This window comes from Haematobacter massiliensis (assembly GCF_000740795.1).
Classification (GTDB): domain Bacteria; phylum Pseudomonadota; class Alphaproteobacteria; order Rhodobacterales; family Rhodobacteraceae; genus Haematobacter; species Haematobacter massiliensis.
In genome coordinates this window covers 262,205-276,912 of the sequence record NZ_JGYG01000006.1, presented here as the reverse complement: position 1 = coordinate 276,912, position 14,708 = coordinate 262,205, and the positions used below count along the sequence as shown (strand labels likewise).

Here is a 14,708-nt window from a genome sequence, read left to right as displayed (position 1 = left end):
GTGAAGGTCCGGTCGGTCGTCGCGCCACGATCCTCCGGCACAGGCCAGCGCCCCGCCGGTTGTCAGGCGCAGGCCAGGGCCGACCCGGCCCCGGCCGGAGTTTACCACCTCCGGCCCTGCGCCGGAGAGGCCATCCGGGCGGCCCGTCCTGCGGGCCCCTCATGCTCCGCCCCCTTGCGGGGCTCTTTCCAGCCCGCGCGGCTCCCGCGCCCAGCCAGACGGACGCCCATGTTCGCCTATCTCATCCGCCGCCTGTTCCTCGTCCTGCCCGTCGCCTTCGGGGTCAGCCTCATCTGTTTCCTGCTGGTCTATATTGCGCCCGGGGATCCGCTCACCGCCATCATGGCCGTCGATGCCACGGCGGAGGAGCAGGCCGCCATGCGCGCCGCCTATGGGCTAGACCGCCCGCTCCCCGTCCAGTTCCTGATGTGGGTCTGGCATGTCATGCACGGAGATCTCGGCCGATCCCTCGCCACCGGACGGCCTGTGGCGGAAGAGGTCTGGAGGGCGGTTCAGAACTCCCTTCTCCTCGCGATCACTGCCTCGCTGATCGCGTTTCCCATCGGCCTCCTGCTCGGTTTCATCGCCGGCTACTTCCGCGATAGCTGGATCGACCGGGTGGTGACTGCCATCGCCATCGCGGGGGTCAGCCTTCCCAACTACTGGCTGGGAATGGTGCTCGTCATCATCTTCTCCGTACAACTCGGCTGGCTTCCGGCGATGGGGGCAGGGCCCGCCGGCGCAGACGGCTGGGCCTGGGACTGGCTGCACGTGCGACATCTGATCCTTCCGGCGATCACGCTTTCGGTTGTGCCGATAGGCATCGTCGCGCGCACGGTCCGCGCGCTGGTGGGTGACATCTTCCACATGGATTTCGTGCAGGCGCTCTATGCCAAGGGACTCTCCAACCGCGACGTGCTGGTGCATGTCATCCGCAATGCCGCCGCAACCGCGCTCTCCGTCATGGGGCTGCAACTCGGCTCGCTGCTCGGCGGCTCGATCCTGATCGAGACGGTGTTCAACTGGCCGGGCTCCGGGATGCTGCTCTCCAACGCGATCTTCCAGCGCGACCTGCCGCTGCTGCAGGGCACGATCCTGGTGCTCGCGATGTTCTTCGTCATGGCGAACCTCATCGTCGATGTGCTGCAAGCCGCCATCGACCCCCGCATCAAGAGGAGCTGACCATGGCGCTTGCCGAAGCCCTCCCCCGCGCCCCGCGCCGCCGCGGCTATTGGGGCGGTGTCCTCCACCGCGTCCGCCGCGATCCTGTGGCGATGGTCTGCGCGGTGATCCTCGCGCTCCTGATCCTGTCGGCGATCTTTGCGCCGCTCCTGCCGCTCCAGGATCCCTACAAGGCGTCCATGATCGCGCGGCTGAAGCCCATCGGTACACCGGGGCATCTCCTCGGCACCGACGAACAGGGGCGCGACATGCTGGCGCGGCTGATCTACGGCGGGCGGCTCACGCTGATGATCGGGCTGGTGCCGGTGGTGCTGGCCTTCTTCGTGGGCTCCACGCTGGGGGTGGTGGCGGGCTTCGTCGGCGGGCGGACCAATACGATCATCATGCGCACGGTGGACGTGTTCTTTGCCTTCCCCTCCGTGCTGCTCGCCATCGCCATTTCCGGCGCATTGGGGGCGGGGGTGGTGAACAGCCTCGTCTCGCTCACCGTCGTCTTCATCCCGCCCATCGCGCGGGTGGCCGAAAGCGTCACGTCCGGCGTGCGCTCCGCCGACTATATCGACGCCGCGCGGGCCACGGGGGGCGGGGCGCTCACCATCATGCGGGTGCATGTCATCGGCAATGTGCTGGGGCCGATCTTTGTCTATGCCTCCTCGCTCACCTCGGTCTGCATGATCCTCGCCGCCGGGCTGTCGTTTCTGGGCGTGGGGGTGAAGCCCCCCGAACCGGAATGGGGCCTCATGCTCAACACGCTGCGCACGGCCATTTACATCAACCCCATGGTCGCCGCCCTGCCGGGCGCGATGATCTTCATCACCTCGCTCTGCCTCAACCTGCTGAGCGACGGCCTGAGGAGCGCGATGAATGTCAAGGACTGAGCTTCCCGATACGCTCCCCGATACCGGCGGCCCCGCGCAGCCGCTGGTGGTCTGCAAGGAGCTACGCAAGCACTTCCCCATCCATGGCGGCATTCTTGGCCGGCAGGTGGCGACCGTCCATGCGGTGGATGGCGTCTCCTTCGAGGTGCGGAAGGGCGAGACGCTGGGCATCGTCGGCGAATCCGGCTGCGGGAAATCCACCACGGCGCGGCTGCTGATCGGGCTCATTCCCATCGACGCGGGCGAGATCATCTTCGACGGGGTGAAGCTCGGCGACGGGATCGCGCTGCGCGAGCTCCGCCGCGGCATCCAGATGGTGTTCCAGGACAGCTACGCCTCGCTCAACCCGCGCCTGACGGTGGAGGAGAGCATCGCCTTCGGGCCGAAGATCAACGGGCTGGACGATCCGCGCGGCCGGGCGCGGGACATGATGGCCCGGGTGGGGCTGGAACCGGGGCGCTTCGCCGACCGCTATCCGCATGAGATGTCGGGCGGCCAGCGGCAGCGGGTGAACATCGCCCGGGCGCTGGCCATGTCGCCCCGGCTGGTGGTGCTGGACGAGGCGGTCTCGGCGCTCGACAAATCGGTGGAGGCGCAGGTGCTGAACCTGCTGAATGACCTGCGCCGCGATCTGGGGCTGACCTACGTCTTCATCAGCCATGACCTGAACGTGGTCCGCTATATCTCGGACCGGGTGCTGGTCATGTATCTGGGCGAGGTGGTGGAGGTGGGCCCGGTGGAGGAGGTCTATGCCGCGCAGGCGCATCCCTATACCGCCTCCCTCTTTGCCGCCATGCCGTCGATGGACCCGGACAACCGGACCAAGGCCCCCCCCTTGGCGGGCGATCCGCCGAACCCGATCGACCCGCCCGCGGGATGCCGCTTCCACACCCGTTGCCGATATGCCGAGGGGGTATGCGGGACGAAGAAACCGGCGCTCCTGCCCTTTGAGGCGAGCGCGGAGCATCGCGCCGCCTGCCATATCCACGACCCGGCCTCCGGCCACAGCAAGGCGGGCACCGGCTTCCGCCCGGAGGGGGCGCCGCAATGACCGCGCTGCTGGAATTCGAGAACCTCACCGTCCGGTTCCGCGGCGAGCGCACCGTCCATGCGATCAACGACCTCTCGCTCCGGCTGGAGCAGGGGGAGATGCTGGTTCTGTTGGGCGAATCCGGCTCCGGCAAATCGGTGACGCTGAAGACGCTCCTGCGCCTCCTGCCGCCCAAACGGTCGGAGATCGCGGGCAGCATCCGGGTGAACGGCACCGATGTCATGGCGCTGAAGGGCCGGGCCTTGCAGGACTATCGCGGCGGCGAAGTCTCCATGGTGTTCCAGGAACCCGCGCTGGCGCTGGACCCGGTCTACCGCATCGGTGACCAGATCGCCGAGGCCGTGGCGCGCAAGAAGGGCCTCCGCATGGAGGAGGCGCGGGACGTGGCGCTCGACATGCTGCGACGGGTGCGGATCCCCTCGCCGGAGCGGCGGATGAAGAACTTCCCGCATGAGCTTTCGGGCGGGATGCGGCAGCGGGTGATGATCGCGCTGGCGCTCGCTTGCCGACCGCGGCTTTTGCTGGCGGATGAGCCGACCACGGCGCTGGATGCCACGGTGCAGATCCAGATCCTGCTGCTCCTGCGGGAATTGCAGCGGGAATTCGGCATGGGGGTGATCTTCGTCACCCATGACATCGGCGTGGCGGTGGAGATCTCCGACCGGATCGCAGTGATGTATGCGGGCCAGATCATCGAGGAGGGGACGACGCATGAGGTCATCAATGACCCGCGCCATCCCTATACGCGAGGGCTTCTGGCCGCGAACCTGCACGATGTGAAGAAGGGCGAGCGGCTGGACGCCATTCCGGGCGTGCCGCCGGCGCTGGAGGCGAAACCCGCCGCCTGTTCCTTTGCGCAGCGCTGCCCGCACACGATGCCGCGCTGCCGGGCGGCGCTGCCGCCGATGGTGGTGCTGGGGGAACGGCGGCGGGTGGCCTGTGTTCTGGAGGAGGAGCGGGGGGCCAGCCCCCCGCTACCCCCCGCTCAGGGGGTCTTGACCCCCTGAGAACCCCCGAGGCTCATTGCCGCAGCACAGACCGACATCCTCCGAAAACGCTCCGGCGCGGGGTGTGAATCCGTCGCTCCCGGTCGCTAGCCCCTCCGGTAGCCGGTCAGTTCCTTGGCGGGCCGCTGTGCCACCCGCCGGACGGCAGCGGGGACTGGATTCATATTCGGAAGGGTGGGGAGGACGCCCAGGCCGACAGACCTATGCCGATCACCCACCGGGGGAGGGCAGTCCGACAGCGGGAGAGCTGTCGGAAAGCCCGACGATGCGTGTCTCGCTGACAGCAGAGCTTTCACTATTTTCCGATGCTGGACCCATTGCTCCTGGCAGGCCCCGCCGGTCAGACGCCCGTCGGCCCAGCGACCCCTCTGTCCGCCGCGCGGGTCTCGGCCAGCCGCCGGGCCATCAGGCGCGCGGCGGCGGGGACGGGTTCTATGATCGGCACGGGAAGGTCAGGGGCCAGCGCCCTTGCCGCGCGGGCGAGGGGACCGCCGCCGATGATCACAGCCTGCGCGCCGTCGTCGATGCAGGCCCTTACCGTCGCCGCCAGCGCCGCCAGAAGAGCCGCTGGCTCCGCCGTCAGCACAGTGGGATCGCCCGGTGTGAAACGGCAGCCGGTGAAGCCCGGCAGCCCGCTCGCCGCGACGCGGGCGATGATCGCGTCCTTGAGCAGCGGCGTCGTGGTCGCGATACCGAAACGGCCATGGACCGCGGCCTCCAGAAAGCTCGCCTCCCCGATCCCCACCACCGGCACAGTGACGCGGGCGCGCAGCGCCTCCAGTCCCGGATCCCCGAAGGCCGCGACGATGTAGCCGTGCGCGGGTTCTTCCGCCATGGCGATCACAGCTTCGGCGCTCCGCTTCAGCACCTCGGGTTCGGTGAGCATCGCCGGGCCGAAGGAGGCCGTGCGCCCCTCCAGTGCCAACGAAGCCACCGCTTCCCCCGCGATCTCCACCATCGCGGTGGTGGTTGCCGTCGACGTGTTGGGATTGAGAAGCAGGATCATCCGGCGCCCTTCCTCGCATCCGCGCCGGACGAACCCGCGCCGCAAACTCCATGGCCTGCTCATACGATCCCGCCCCTCCCTTAAGGTCAAGAGTCCCTGGCCTCAAGACCCGTCTATCGGTCTGGCCCCGGAGCAAGCGACCGCAATACCGGACCTTCTGCCACCAATATCGCGCGGTGCATCGCCCCTCCACAGGCCTATCTGCGACAACCGCCTCCCATGGCCGGGCGGTGCTCCGAACGCGGGCCGGTCGGGCGATATGCGGTGCTGACCGTCATCATACTGGAAGTGGCGAACACGTGTCCGACATCCCGAAGGTGGCGGATAGGGGGTTTCCGAATATCCGTCCCTGCCCGTTCCCGAGGGAACGTCCGCTTACAGATATGGACCGGCCGAACGCCATCATCGCCAAGGTCGGCTCAACCCGAACAGCAGAGAAGGTCGACAGAATGACTGACCTCGGCTGCTTGCCATCGTGCCCGGAGATGCGCCGCGCGGCACCGCGTGCATGCCGGTCTGGAAGGTCGGGACTGTCGGAGGATCGACCTCTGCCGTCATCCCACGGCGGTAACCCCTCCGCCACGCCGGGTGCTACGCCTGCCTTGGCCAACCGCCTCGAAGCCGGAAACCCGTAGGCTGTACCGTCAAAGGCTGCTGACGAAAACCGGCAACGGATCGGCCCGGGGCGCCGGAACCGTTATTGGCTGTCGCCGGAGGGGGAAGACGAGCGGCAGCGAAAACGGGAGAGGGATACCGCCCAAAGCCTGCTTGCTGAGGATCAAGACTCTCCAGCCGCGCCCTTTCGCCAGTAAGCGGTAACAAGATGTGCCTCGCGCGGGTGGTTCAGAGCGGTGCGGAGATGGCTGCGGAGCGCGCGAAAGGCGGTGAATTCCAACCCCGCCCAGACATAGGTTTCAGGCAGAAGGGAGAGCTCTTTCAGCGCCGCCACCAGAGCCGCGCCCGGCGCGCCGTCCCGTAGAACCCAGTGAAGCGCCACTCCATCCGGGTGCCGGATGTCCTGATGCTCCGCCGCATCGGCAACTTCGATGTAGGCGTGGCCCTGCATGTCAGGCGCGGCTTCCTCCAGCGCGCGTGCGATGGCGGGCAGGGCGGTCTCGTCTCCGGCGAGCAGCACGTGACCTTGCCGCGGGATGCCGCCCCCGCCGGGGCCGACCAGCGCGAGCCGCTCGCCCACCCGCGCCTTCGCGGCAAAGGCGGAACCGGGACCGGCGTCGTGATGCAGAACGAAGTCGATCTCCATCCACCCGGCCACCGGGTCGATGCGGCGAATGGTGTATTTGCGCACGATCCCGTTGCCGAAGGTGAACCGCCCCTCGGCATCGAAATGGGGCCAGACAGGGGCCTCGTCCACCGGCGGCAGCAGCAGTTTGCAGTGCAGTGCCGATGGGTCGGCGAAGCGCAGCAGGTCGGGGCCGGAGAGGCGCAGGCGGCGCATGGCGGGGGTGATATCCTCAACCGCCACGATCTCCATCTGGCGGAAGTTGGGTGGAACCGTCGTCGGCGGGAGACCCCAGTCCACCTTCGGGCCGCCGAACTCCGCCAGATGTTCGCCGAGGTCGAGCCGCATCTCATGGGCGAGGGAGGCATCCGCGCCCCATGCCTCCATCTTGAGCACATCCTCCGCCACCGTGACGGTCGCGCGGCGGAGGCCGAAGTCTATGCGCCAGACCCCTTCGCCCGTCTCCACCCGCGCGCCATGACTGCCCAGATGCTCCGCGATCAGACGGGCCAGGGCAGGGGCTTCCGGGGTGGTGACGCGCGCGGTGGTGGTTATCTCAGGCATGGTCATGCTCTCCAATCAGTCGGCGGATGCGCAGGGCACCCCGGTCCAGTTCCGCCTCCACCCCCCAGACGCGGGCGAAGATGTCGGGGGTCAGGACGGTCTCTGTCGCACCCTCGGCGGCCAGTCGTCCGTCCTGCAGCACCGCCACGCGCTCCGCCCATGCGGCAGCGAGCGGGATGTCATGCAGCACGACGACAATCCGCCGCCCCTCCCGCGCGATCTCTGCCAGTATCTGCATGACGCGGTGCTGATGCGCGATGTCGAGCATGCTCGTCGGTTCGTCCAGCAGCAGGAGCGGGGCGTCTCCGGCCAATGCGGGGGCGAGGCCCGCGATCTGCCGCTGCCCGCCCGAGAGCCGGTCCAGCCGGTCGAGCGCCAGTCCCCCCGCCCCCAGCCGGTCGAGCGCGGTGAGCGCCGCTTCCGCCGCCCGCTCGCGCGACAGGCCCGGGCGCGCGGCGCGGATCGCGGCGATGGACGCTTCCAGCACCGTCAACCCCACGCCGGAGGGCAGCATCTGCGGCACGAACGCCACTTTCCGCGCCTTGTCGCGCGGGGAAAGGGTCAGCAGGTCGAGGCCGTCGAGCCGGACCTCTCCCCTCGCGGGCAACAGCCCGGCGATGGCCCGGAGCGCGGTGGATTTCCCGGCCCCGTTCGGCCCCAGCAGCGCCGTGATGCCCCCGCCCGCCGTCTCGGAGAGCGACAGATCGTGCAGCACCGGGCGACCGGGATAGCCCGATGTCAGATGGCGGACGGCAAAGCTCATCGCGCCACCCGGGCGATCAGCACGAAGAACACCGGCAACCCGATCAGCGAGGTGACGATCCCCACCGGCAGCAGCACACCGGGGATCAGCGTCTTGGCCGCGGCGGAGGCGAGAGAGACGAGCAAGGCGCCGATCAACAGGCTTGCCGGCAGGAAATGGCGGTGGTCTTCCCCCACGGTGAGACGTGCGAGATGGGGGGCGACAAGGCCTACGAACCCGATAGTCCCTGCTGTGGCCACCGCCGCGGCCGCCAGAAGACTGATACGGAGGAGCGCCATGAACCGCAGTCGCCCGGGATCGACACCGAGGCTCGCCGCCCGCTCCGCGCCAAGTCGCAACACCGTCAGCCGGGACGCCGCGGCGAGGGAGAACGGCACGGCAAGGGCCAGCGCTCCCGCCATCAGGGCCACGCGGCGGCCATCGGCCTGCGCCAGATCGCCCATGCCCCAGAGCGCGAATTGCTTCAGCGCCTCTGCCGGGGCCACGAACTGCACCAGCGCCAGAAGGGCGTTGAAGGTGAAGACCAGCGCGATGCCGAACAGCACCAGCAGCGCCGCGTTCCCCTCCCGCCCGCGCACGAGCAATTGCAGCAGCGCGATGGAAAGCGCGGCAGCGACGAAGGCATTGCCCGCTACGGCAAGGTCTGGCGGCAGTCCCGGCAGCGCCAGCCCGAACACGATCGCCAGCGCCGCGCCGAAGCCAGCCGCCGCAGAGACGCCCAGCGTGAACGGACTGGCGAGCGGATTGTCCAGCACCGTCTGCATTTCCGCCCCCGCCAGCGCCAGCCCCGCGCCCACCAGCAATGCCAGCACGGCGACGGGCAGACGGAGTTTCCAGACGATGGTCATTGTCGCGGGCGAGAGCGTGGTATCTCCGCTGAGCGCGCGCCAGAGGTCGCCGATGCTCAACCCCGCGGGGCCGGTGCAGAGGTCCAGCACGAAGGCCCCGACCAGCGCCAGCGCCAGCAACGCGAGAAACCCCGAGCGTCGCCGTTCTGCCGCGCGGTGGCGGGAAAGCCGGATATCTGTCGTCGCCGTCATGGGTCTGCCCGTTCCGTTCTCACTCCGCCGCGTCGATCCACAGTGCCCCCGTGAGCGGAGCGGCAAGGAAGCGCGCGTTGATCTCGGCTAGCGTGACGGCCGGGTCAAGGTCAGGGAACAGATCGGGGTGGATCCAGCGGGCCAGGGCCTCGATGGCGACCACGTTGATGGCAGAGATGGTCAGCCCGTGCCAGATGCCATGCAGGTTCTGCGTGGCGAAGGCGGGGGTATCAGCGATGCCGGGGCGGGAGGCTGCGGCGCGCAGTCCCTGCCGCGCCGCCTCCGCCTCCGCGCCCGGCCCGACGACCAGCCCGCCGGCGGCCGCCATATAGCTGCCACCCGTGGCGATATAGACCCGCGGCGCGCGGGCGATCACATATTCCGCCGCGAGAGGCCCCGCCATGCCGGGGATGACCTCGGCCCCGATATTCTCACCCCCAGCGAAATCGACGAAATCCCCGATCCCTTCGCCCTTGCCGGGAGAGAGACAGCAGGTTCCGCGCCCCGCATGCGCCTCCAGCAGAACGGGGGGACGGTCAGTTGCCGGGAGACCCGCCAGGCGTGCTCTGATCCGGGCAATGCGCGCGTCAGCGAAGGCGGCATAGGTCCGCGCCTCCTCCTCCCGGCCGATCAGCTGCCCCAGACGGAGAAGCCCGGCATGCGGCTCCTCCGCGCGGAGGGTGGGAGTGAGCGCAAGTATGGCCACGGGAATGCCCGCGGCTTCCAGCACCCGGATCGTCGTGGACGAGCGGTTATAGAACGGGTCGAGCACCACCAGATCTGGCGAAAGCGCGATCAACGCTTCCACCGAACCGCCTGCGGCCGGATCGCCGATATCCGGCACGGCTGCAAGGGCAGGGAGCGCTGCCTCCATCTGCATGCGCGCGCCGGCGTCGAGCCGCTCCGCGTTCCAGCCTGCCAGGCGCGCGGCCGGATCGGCGTCGATGAGCGCGAGGGCTATGAACCCCATTCCGTCCGTCAGCACGATCCTTTGGGCCGGATGGGGAAGCGTCACCTGCCGTCCCGCGTCATCCTCGATGATGACCTCTGCAGCAGCAGACCATGGCAGAAGACCGAGTACGCAGATCGCCGCCCAGGACCCGGCCCGGACGCTCGCAACTGCCGTAAGCCAGCGTGCCCGCCATGGCCAGCATCGCTTGCCCTGAACCTGCCGGCTCGCGCCGCGTGCGAAGGCGGGCCGGCGCGTCGCAGCGCCGCCTGCTTCCGCCTGCGCGGGGCGAGCCGTCCGTTTCACCATGAGTAGGCGAGGGTGAGCAACACGCGCCGCTCCGCCCCGAAGGAGCAGGTGCCGTAGCCGTTGCAGGCCGCGACATAGTCCTTGTCGAACAGGTTCGTCACGTTCAGGTTCGCGCGCAGCCCCGCCAGCGACGGATCCTGTGCCCCGAAGTCATAACCCACGGCGAGATCGACGAGCGTGAAACTGTCGACTTTCGCGGCTCGGCCCTCATAGGGCCCTTCCGTCGCCCCCCAGACATTGGTGCCGGTTGCATAGGTGGAGCCGACATAGCGCACGCCGCCGCCGACCGACAGACCGGGAACAGGGGAGGAAGACGGAAGGCGGTAGTTCAGCCAGAGCGATGCGATCTGATCGGGAACTCCCACGAGATGCTTGTCCACCGAACGGTCGCCGTTCAGGATGTCCGGGTTGATCGCCGCATCGGAGGATTCCGTCAGCCGAACCTTTTGATAGGTATAGCTTCCTATCAGGTCCAGCCCCTGCGCCAGCGACGCGCGGGCCTCAAGCTCGACCCCCTTTGCTTCGGACTTGTTGTCCTGAGTGTAGCAGGTGGAAAACGCCCCCACATTGGTTGCGCATTCGGCCACGTTGACCGAATCCGCCACCGGCTGGCCATCCTTGCTGCCGGAGAACAGCGTGATGCCGAAGGACCGGTCGCCCGAAGGTGCCAGGTAGCGCAGCCCCCCCTCCAGCATCTTGCCCGTGGAAGGGTGCAGTACGTCGCCCGATGCGGTCACGCCCAGTTCCGGCTCGAACGAGGTCGAGTAGTTCACGAAGGGCGCGAAGCCGTTGTCCATCAGATAGACGGTGCCGAGCTGCCACGATACCTTGGAGTCCTTGGCGGAGGAGGACGTCACCGCCCCGTTCAGCCCGTTCGTCACGCTGGAGCCGGAGCGGATGTCGTCATGACGGAGGCCCGCCATGAAGCGCCACTGCCCGACGGACGCCTGTTCCTGCAGGTAGAATCCCGTTTGTTCGAAAGGCTGGCGGAAGGCGCGGAACGGCGTCACCCTGTCGATATCCAGCCCATAGACCGGGTTGAAGATGTTGATCGCCGGATAGTTGGCCCTGTCCCAGCCGTCACGGAACCCGCCTGAGAGCTTTTGGTAATCCACCCCCGCCAGCAGCGTGTGATCGACGGAGCCGGTGGAGAATTTCGCCTGCGCGTAGGTGTCGAAGGCGGTAGAGTATGACTGATGGTCGGCAAGATAGATCAGCCGGTTCATCGTCACCTCGTCCGACATCCATGCGAAGTCGAGCGCCTTGGTGGTGCTGTCGAGTTCGCCGTAGCGGAAGCGGCTGTGGACGCTCCACACCGGGTTGAACTGATGGTCGAACTGGAAGCCGATGGATTTCTGCGTGCGGCTGTATTCCTGCCAGTTGGGATCGCCCTGCCAGAAGGTGGGAGACACAGTACCGTAGCCGGGGATCGGCAGAACGGAGCCGAGCGGCGGCAGGAACTGCCCGTCCGGGGCCTTCGGGTCGTGCTGATACATCGCCTGCACGGTGAGCCGCGTGTCATCCGTCGGCGCCCAGGTGAGCGATGGGGCCACCAGCACGCGCTCATCATGCTGGTAGTCGATCCCCGTCTTTCCCGCACGGCCGAGGGCGACGAAGCGATAGGCGAAATTCTCGTTGATCGGGCCGGTCAGGTCGATGCCCGCTTCCTTGCGACCGTGGCTGCCGAAGGCCAGATAGGCATCCCGCGAGGGGGTGAATTCCGGCTGCTTGGACACGAGGTTCACGATCCCGCCCGGGGAGCCGGAACCGAAGAGCGTGGAGGCAGGCCCCTTCACCACTTCCACGCGTTCCAGCATCCAGGGGTCGAACTGCACCCCCGTCCGGTCGGGGAAGCGCCAGCGCAGCCCGTCCAGCGTGCTGGCATAGCTCGCATCGGCGGAGAACCCGCCCGAGCCGCGCACGAAATAGCTGTCGAACCGGTCAGATTGCGCGCCGGCGGTGCCGGTGACGATGCCCGGCGTATAGCGGAGCGCCTGGCTGACCGTGGTCGCGCCCTGCTCCTCCATCTGTTCCCGCCCGACGACGTTCACGGTCTGCGGCGTCTCGATCAGCGGCGTATCGGTGCGGCTGGCGGAGGTGGAGGCGCGGGGCACGATCCCGGCGGGGCCAGTGCCGCTGTTCTGAGCCGCCAGCATGACGGGCGAAAGCACGGTGCCCGAAGCCGCGCCGGTCGTGGCGGCGGGGGCGAGGAGGGCCGCACTGCTTGCGCCAGTGCGCTGAAGCGCGATGCCCGTGCCTTCCAGCATCTGCCGCAGGGCCGCTTCGGGCGCGAGACTGCCAGAGACGGCGCGCGTGGTCACCCCGGCGAGCGCCGGAGGATAGGCCACCTGCCAGCCCGTCGCCCGGCCAAACGCGCTCATCGCGCTGGAAAGCGGTTGCGCCGGTATGGTGAGGCTCTGGGCCTGCGCGGCCGCGGGCAGTGTTGCCATCACCCCAAGCACCGGTCCCGCCAGCGCCACGCTCAGGAGCAGCCGCGCGATCCCCCGGCTCCGCGCCATTCGCCGTTCCATGTTCTGCCCGTTCATCTGTCCCTCGTTGTTCTGTCAGGCGCATAAGTCGCCCCTTCGGAAACAATGACGCTCGGGTCTTGTCCACGTCACAAATTTTTCCTGAGTTTTTTACTTTTTCCTATGTCGCGACCCTTTGCGGCGAACTCAAAGGTTCACGCATCGGCGGTCCGAACCTCAGTAGAGCACCACCGCCCCGCCCGGCAGGTGACGGGCGGTGAGGCCGGAAAGCCCCGCCAGCGCCGCCAGCGCGGCATCGGGATCACGAAGCGAGAAACTGCCAGACACGTTCCGCGCGCTTCCCCGCAACAGCACGACAGGCGCTGGCCGGTAGCGACCGATCTCCGCCACCGCCCGGGTGAGCGGCATGTCGCGGATCTCCATTCGTCCGCCCAGCCATGCCAGCGCGCTTTCCGCATCGGCCTGTATGACCGGCGAAAGACCACCTCGCGCGAGTGCGGTTATGGCCTGGCCCGGTTCCAGCGTCGCCTCCTCCGGGCCGTCGATCTCGCGCACTTCCACATGGCCCTCGCGGAGCACGACCCGGTCCCCCACCTCGTCGAGCCTGACGGTGAACTCGGTGCCGGTCACGCGCACTTCGCCCCGCCTGCCGGTGACGACGAAGGGGTGAAGCGCGTCATGGGCCACGTCAAAGAACGCCTCGCCCGCCAGCAACCGCACGTGCCGGACGCCGCCCGTCATCTCCACCGCGATGGCGGTTCCGGTGTTCAGTGTCACCTGTGTTCCGTCAGCCAGTGCGATGTGCTCCTGCTCACCCGCACGGGTCGCGTAATCCGCCTGCCAGGCGATGAGCAGCCGGGGTGCCTGCCAGATCAGGCAGGCAAGCAGCAAAACCGCCGCCATCCGCATAGCGACGGCCAGTGGCCGGCGCGTTTTGGCGGCCTGCAAACCGGGACGGAGAGGCGGGCGAAGACCGGCGGAAGCGGCGCGCAGTGCAGGCGCCTGCCATGTGGCGACGAGGGCTTCATAGGCGGCACGATGCTGCACATCCGCGGTCAGCCAGCGCTCGAACGCCATCCGCTCCTCTGCGGTCACGCTGTCGCCGAGCCGCAGGAACCAGTCCAGAGCCTGCTCCTCCACCTCGGCGCTGGTCGGTGTGGGCATCAATCTCCCTCGACGCGACGCAGCACGTCCCGGCAATGCCCCATGACCAGCTTCATGTCATTGTAGACTGTATTGCGCGACACGCCGAGATCCTCCGCGATCCGGGCATAACTCCAACCTTCGACATAGGAAAGCCGCCAGACTTCCTGCGCGCGTTCGGGCAGCGCGGCAAGGGCCGTCCGCAGCGCTGTTATCCGCTCGCGTTCCATAAGACAGGCTTCGGCGGAAGGGGCGTCGGTCGCCACATCTTCGAGCGCGGCGGGGTCGAAGTACTCCGTTTCCACCCGCGCCCGCCGGCGGGCGCGACGAGCGTGGTCGGTGGCAATGTTGCGGGCGGTTTCGTTCAGAAAGGCTTCGGGCCGGTTCACGGGCTGCGTGGCCACGGCGCGGGTCAGCTGAACCCAAGCGTCCTGCGCGAGATCCTCCGCCGTGTGCCAGTGCCCGACCCGCCCGGCCAGCCGCGCGAGCAGGGATCGTCGTCTGAGGAGATAGAGTTCGGTCAGCACGGCACTCTCCAGCGGCCCTCCCACCGACGGGATTGCCAATTCCCGAGCATTTTACTTCGCGCGACCCTTGGATGACCAGAGACAGTTTACCGAACCCGCCGGGCAGGGTCGTGGATGCGCTCAATTTGCTAAAGGTAGCTTAAGCGGACAGCGCCGCCTGAGGACGCAGAGGGCCGGATCGCGGCGCAAGGCTGTGGCATGGCTGCTTCGGTATTGCCAAACCGGAGGATGAATTTCGCGGGGGCCGCGCCGAAGGCTTCTGCCTCGGGTCAGCGCGATGCAGATGATCCCTCTTGCGGCGGATGAGGGTGGTTTCATTGGCCAGCATCTCGAACTGGGCGTGCTCTACCGCCTTGGCGTCTACCGGGGCGCGGTGGGCTTTGCGTATGTCCGACCCGCACCATTTGCCCGAACCGCTACGGTCCGCGGAGGCGGAAGGGCGCGCCCGCCGCCGAGGATGAATGAAGCCAGCCGCCCGCAGAAGGGCGAGGCGGCCCATGACCAGTGAACCAGGGCGCGATCATGGGAGCGCGAACCGCGGCCGATCTCTCCGGCTCAGC

At 68.1% G+C, this 14,708-nt stretch carries 13 protein-coding genes; 5 read left to right on the top strand and 8 right to left on the bottom strand.

What is annotated here, in order from left to right; translation table 11 throughout:
- The first annotated feature begins 228 nt into the window (after positions 1-228).
- Genes CN97_RS10945 through CN97_RS10930 form a run of 4 tightly spaced genes read left to right on the top strand, consistent with a single transcriptional unit; the run spans position 229 to position 4,118 of the window.
- A complete protein-coding gene (locus CN97_RS10945) occupies positions 229-1,182 on the top strand; it encodes an ABC transporter permease (protein ID WP_035710994.1) in 954 nt (317 codons plus the stop codon).
- 2 nt (positions 1,183-1,184) lie between these two features.
- A complete protein-coding gene (locus CN97_RS10940) occupies positions 1,185-2,060 on the top strand; it encodes an ABC transporter permease (RefSeq protein WP_035710992.1) in 876 nt (291 codons plus the stop codon).
- On the top strand, positions 2,047-3,111 hold the full coding sequence (locus CN97_RS10935; protein WP_035710990.1) for an ABC transporter ATP-binding protein: 1,065 nt from the start codon (positions 2,047-2,049) through the stop codon (positions 3,109-3,111). The genes CN97_RS10940 and CN97_RS10935 overlap by 14 nt, the downstream gene beginning before the upstream one ends.
- Positions 3,108-4,118 (top strand): ABC transporter ATP-binding protein, encoded by a 1,011-nt coding sequence (locus CN97_RS10930; RefSeq protein ID WP_051911154.1) that lies wholly within the window; start codon positions 3,108-3,110, stop codon positions 4,116-4,118. The genes CN97_RS10935 and CN97_RS10930 overlap by 4 nt, the downstream gene beginning before the upstream one ends.
- Before the next feature lie 340 nt (positions 4,119-4,458).
- Here CN97_RS10930 and CN97_RS10925 read toward each other — a convergent pair whose 3' ends face one another.
- From CN97_RS10925 to CN97_RS10890, 8 genes are all read right to left on the bottom strand, one after another.
- Positions 4,459-5,124: an aspartate/glutamate racemase family protein gene (locus CN97_RS10925; protein WP_035710989.1), complete on the bottom strand. Its 666-nt coding sequence runs from the start codon at positions 5,122-5,124 to the stop codon at positions 4,459-4,461.
- A 778-nt stretch (positions 5,125-5,902) separates the two neighbouring features.
- Complete coding sequence (locus CN97_RS10920) at positions 5,903-6,928, bottom strand: siderophore-interacting protein (protein ID WP_051911153.1); 1,026 nt, start codon at positions 6,926-6,928, stop codon at positions 5,903-5,905.
- Positions 6,921-7,691 carry an ABC transporter ATP-binding protein gene (locus CN97_RS10915; RefSeq protein WP_035710986.1) on the bottom strand — a complete coding sequence of 257 codons (771 nt, stop codon included), beginning with the start codon at positions 7,689-7,691 and terminating at the stop codon, positions 6,921-6,923. Before CN97_RS10915 ends, CN97_RS10920 begins: the two co-directional genes overlap by 8 nt.
- Positions 7,688-8,731, bottom strand: a complete 1,044-nt coding sequence (locus tag CN97_RS10910; RefSeq protein WP_051911152.1) for a FecCD family ABC transporter permease — start codon at positions 8,729-8,731, stop codon at positions 7,688-7,690. The genes CN97_RS10915 and CN97_RS10910 overlap by 4 nt, the downstream gene beginning before the upstream one ends.
- A gap of 19 nt (positions 8,732-8,750) precedes the next feature.
- Positions 8,751-9,989: an ABC transporter substrate-binding protein gene (locus CN97_RS10905; RefSeq protein WP_051911151.1), complete on the bottom strand. Its 1,239-nt coding sequence runs from the start codon at positions 9,987-9,989 to the stop codon at positions 8,751-8,753.
- Positions 9,983-12,535: a TonB-dependent siderophore receptor gene (locus tag CN97_RS10900; protein WP_035710984.1), complete on the bottom strand. Its 2,553-nt coding sequence runs from the start codon at positions 12,533-12,535 to the stop codon at positions 9,983-9,985. The genes CN97_RS10905 and CN97_RS10900 overlap by 7 nt, the downstream gene beginning before the upstream one ends.
- A 159-nt stretch (positions 12,536-12,694) precedes the next feature.
- A complete protein-coding gene (locus CN97_RS10895; RefSeq protein WP_035710981.1) occupies positions 12,695-13,642 on the bottom strand; it encodes a FecR family protein in 948 nt (315 codons plus the stop codon).
- Positions 13,642-14,148, bottom strand: coding sequence for an RNA polymerase sigma factor (locus CN97_RS10890; protein ID WP_165496725.1), 507 nt, complete (start codon positions 14,146-14,148; stop codon positions 13,642-13,644). The genes CN97_RS10895 and CN97_RS10890 overlap by 1 nt, the downstream gene beginning before the upstream one ends.
- Before the next feature lie 277 nt (positions 14,149-14,425).
- Between CN97_RS10890 and CN97_RS10885 the strand changes: the two genes are divergently transcribed.
- Positions 14,426-14,656, top strand: coding sequence for a hypothetical protein (locus CN97_RS10885; RefSeq protein ID WP_035710979.1), 231 nt, complete (start codon positions 14,426-14,428; stop codon positions 14,654-14,656).
- Positions 14,657-14,708 lie beyond the last annotated feature (52 nt).

Bases quoted from the DNA above. Each gene is read 5' to 3' on its own strand.
- CN97_RS10945 (WP_035710994.1), top strand. From the start codon at position 229: ATGTTCGCCTATCTCATCCGCCGCCTGTTCCTCGTCCTGCCCGTCGCC.
- CN97_RS10940 (WP_035710992.1), top strand. From the start codon at position 1,185: ATGGCGCTTGCCGAAGCCCTCCCCCGCGCCCCGCGCCGCCGCGGCTAT.
- CN97_RS10935 (WP_035710990.1), top strand. From the start codon at position 2,047: ATGTCAAGGACTGAGCTTCCCGATACGCTCCCCGATACCGGCGGCCCC.
- CN97_RS10930 (WP_051911154.1), top strand. From the start codon at position 3,108: ATGACCGCGCTGCTGGAATTCGAGAACCTCACCGTCCGGTTCCGCGGC.
- CN97_RS10925 (WP_035710989.1), bottom strand. From the start codon at position 5,124: ATGATCCTGCTTCTCAATCCCAACACGTCGACGGCAACCACCACCGCG.
- CN97_RS10920 (WP_051911153.1), bottom strand. From the start codon at position 6,928: ATGCCTGAGATAACCACCACCGCGCGCGTCACCACCCCGGAAGCCCCT.
- CN97_RS10915 (WP_035710986.1), bottom strand. From the start codon at position 7,691: ATGAGCTTTGCCGTCCGCCATCTGACATCGGGCTATCCCGGTCGCCCG.
- CN97_RS10910 (WP_051911152.1), bottom strand. From the start codon at position 8,731: ATGACGGCGACGACAGATATCCGGCTTTCCCGCCACCGCGCGGCAGAA.
- CN97_RS10905 (WP_051911151.1), bottom strand. From the start codon at position 9,989: ATGGTGAAACGGACGGCTCGCCCCGCGCAGGCGGAAGCAGGCGGCGCT.
- CN97_RS10900 (WP_035710984.1), bottom strand. From the start codon at position 12,535: ATGAACGGGCAGAACATGGAACGGCGAATGGCGCGGAGCCGGGGGATC.
- CN97_RS10895 (WP_035710981.1), bottom strand. From the start codon at position 13,642: ATGCCCACACCGACCAGCGCCGAGGTGGAGGAGCAGGCTCTGGACTGG.
- CN97_RS10885 (WP_035710979.1), top strand. From the start codon at position 14,426: ATGCAGATGATCCCTCTTGCGGCGGATGAGGGTGGTTTCATTGGCCAG.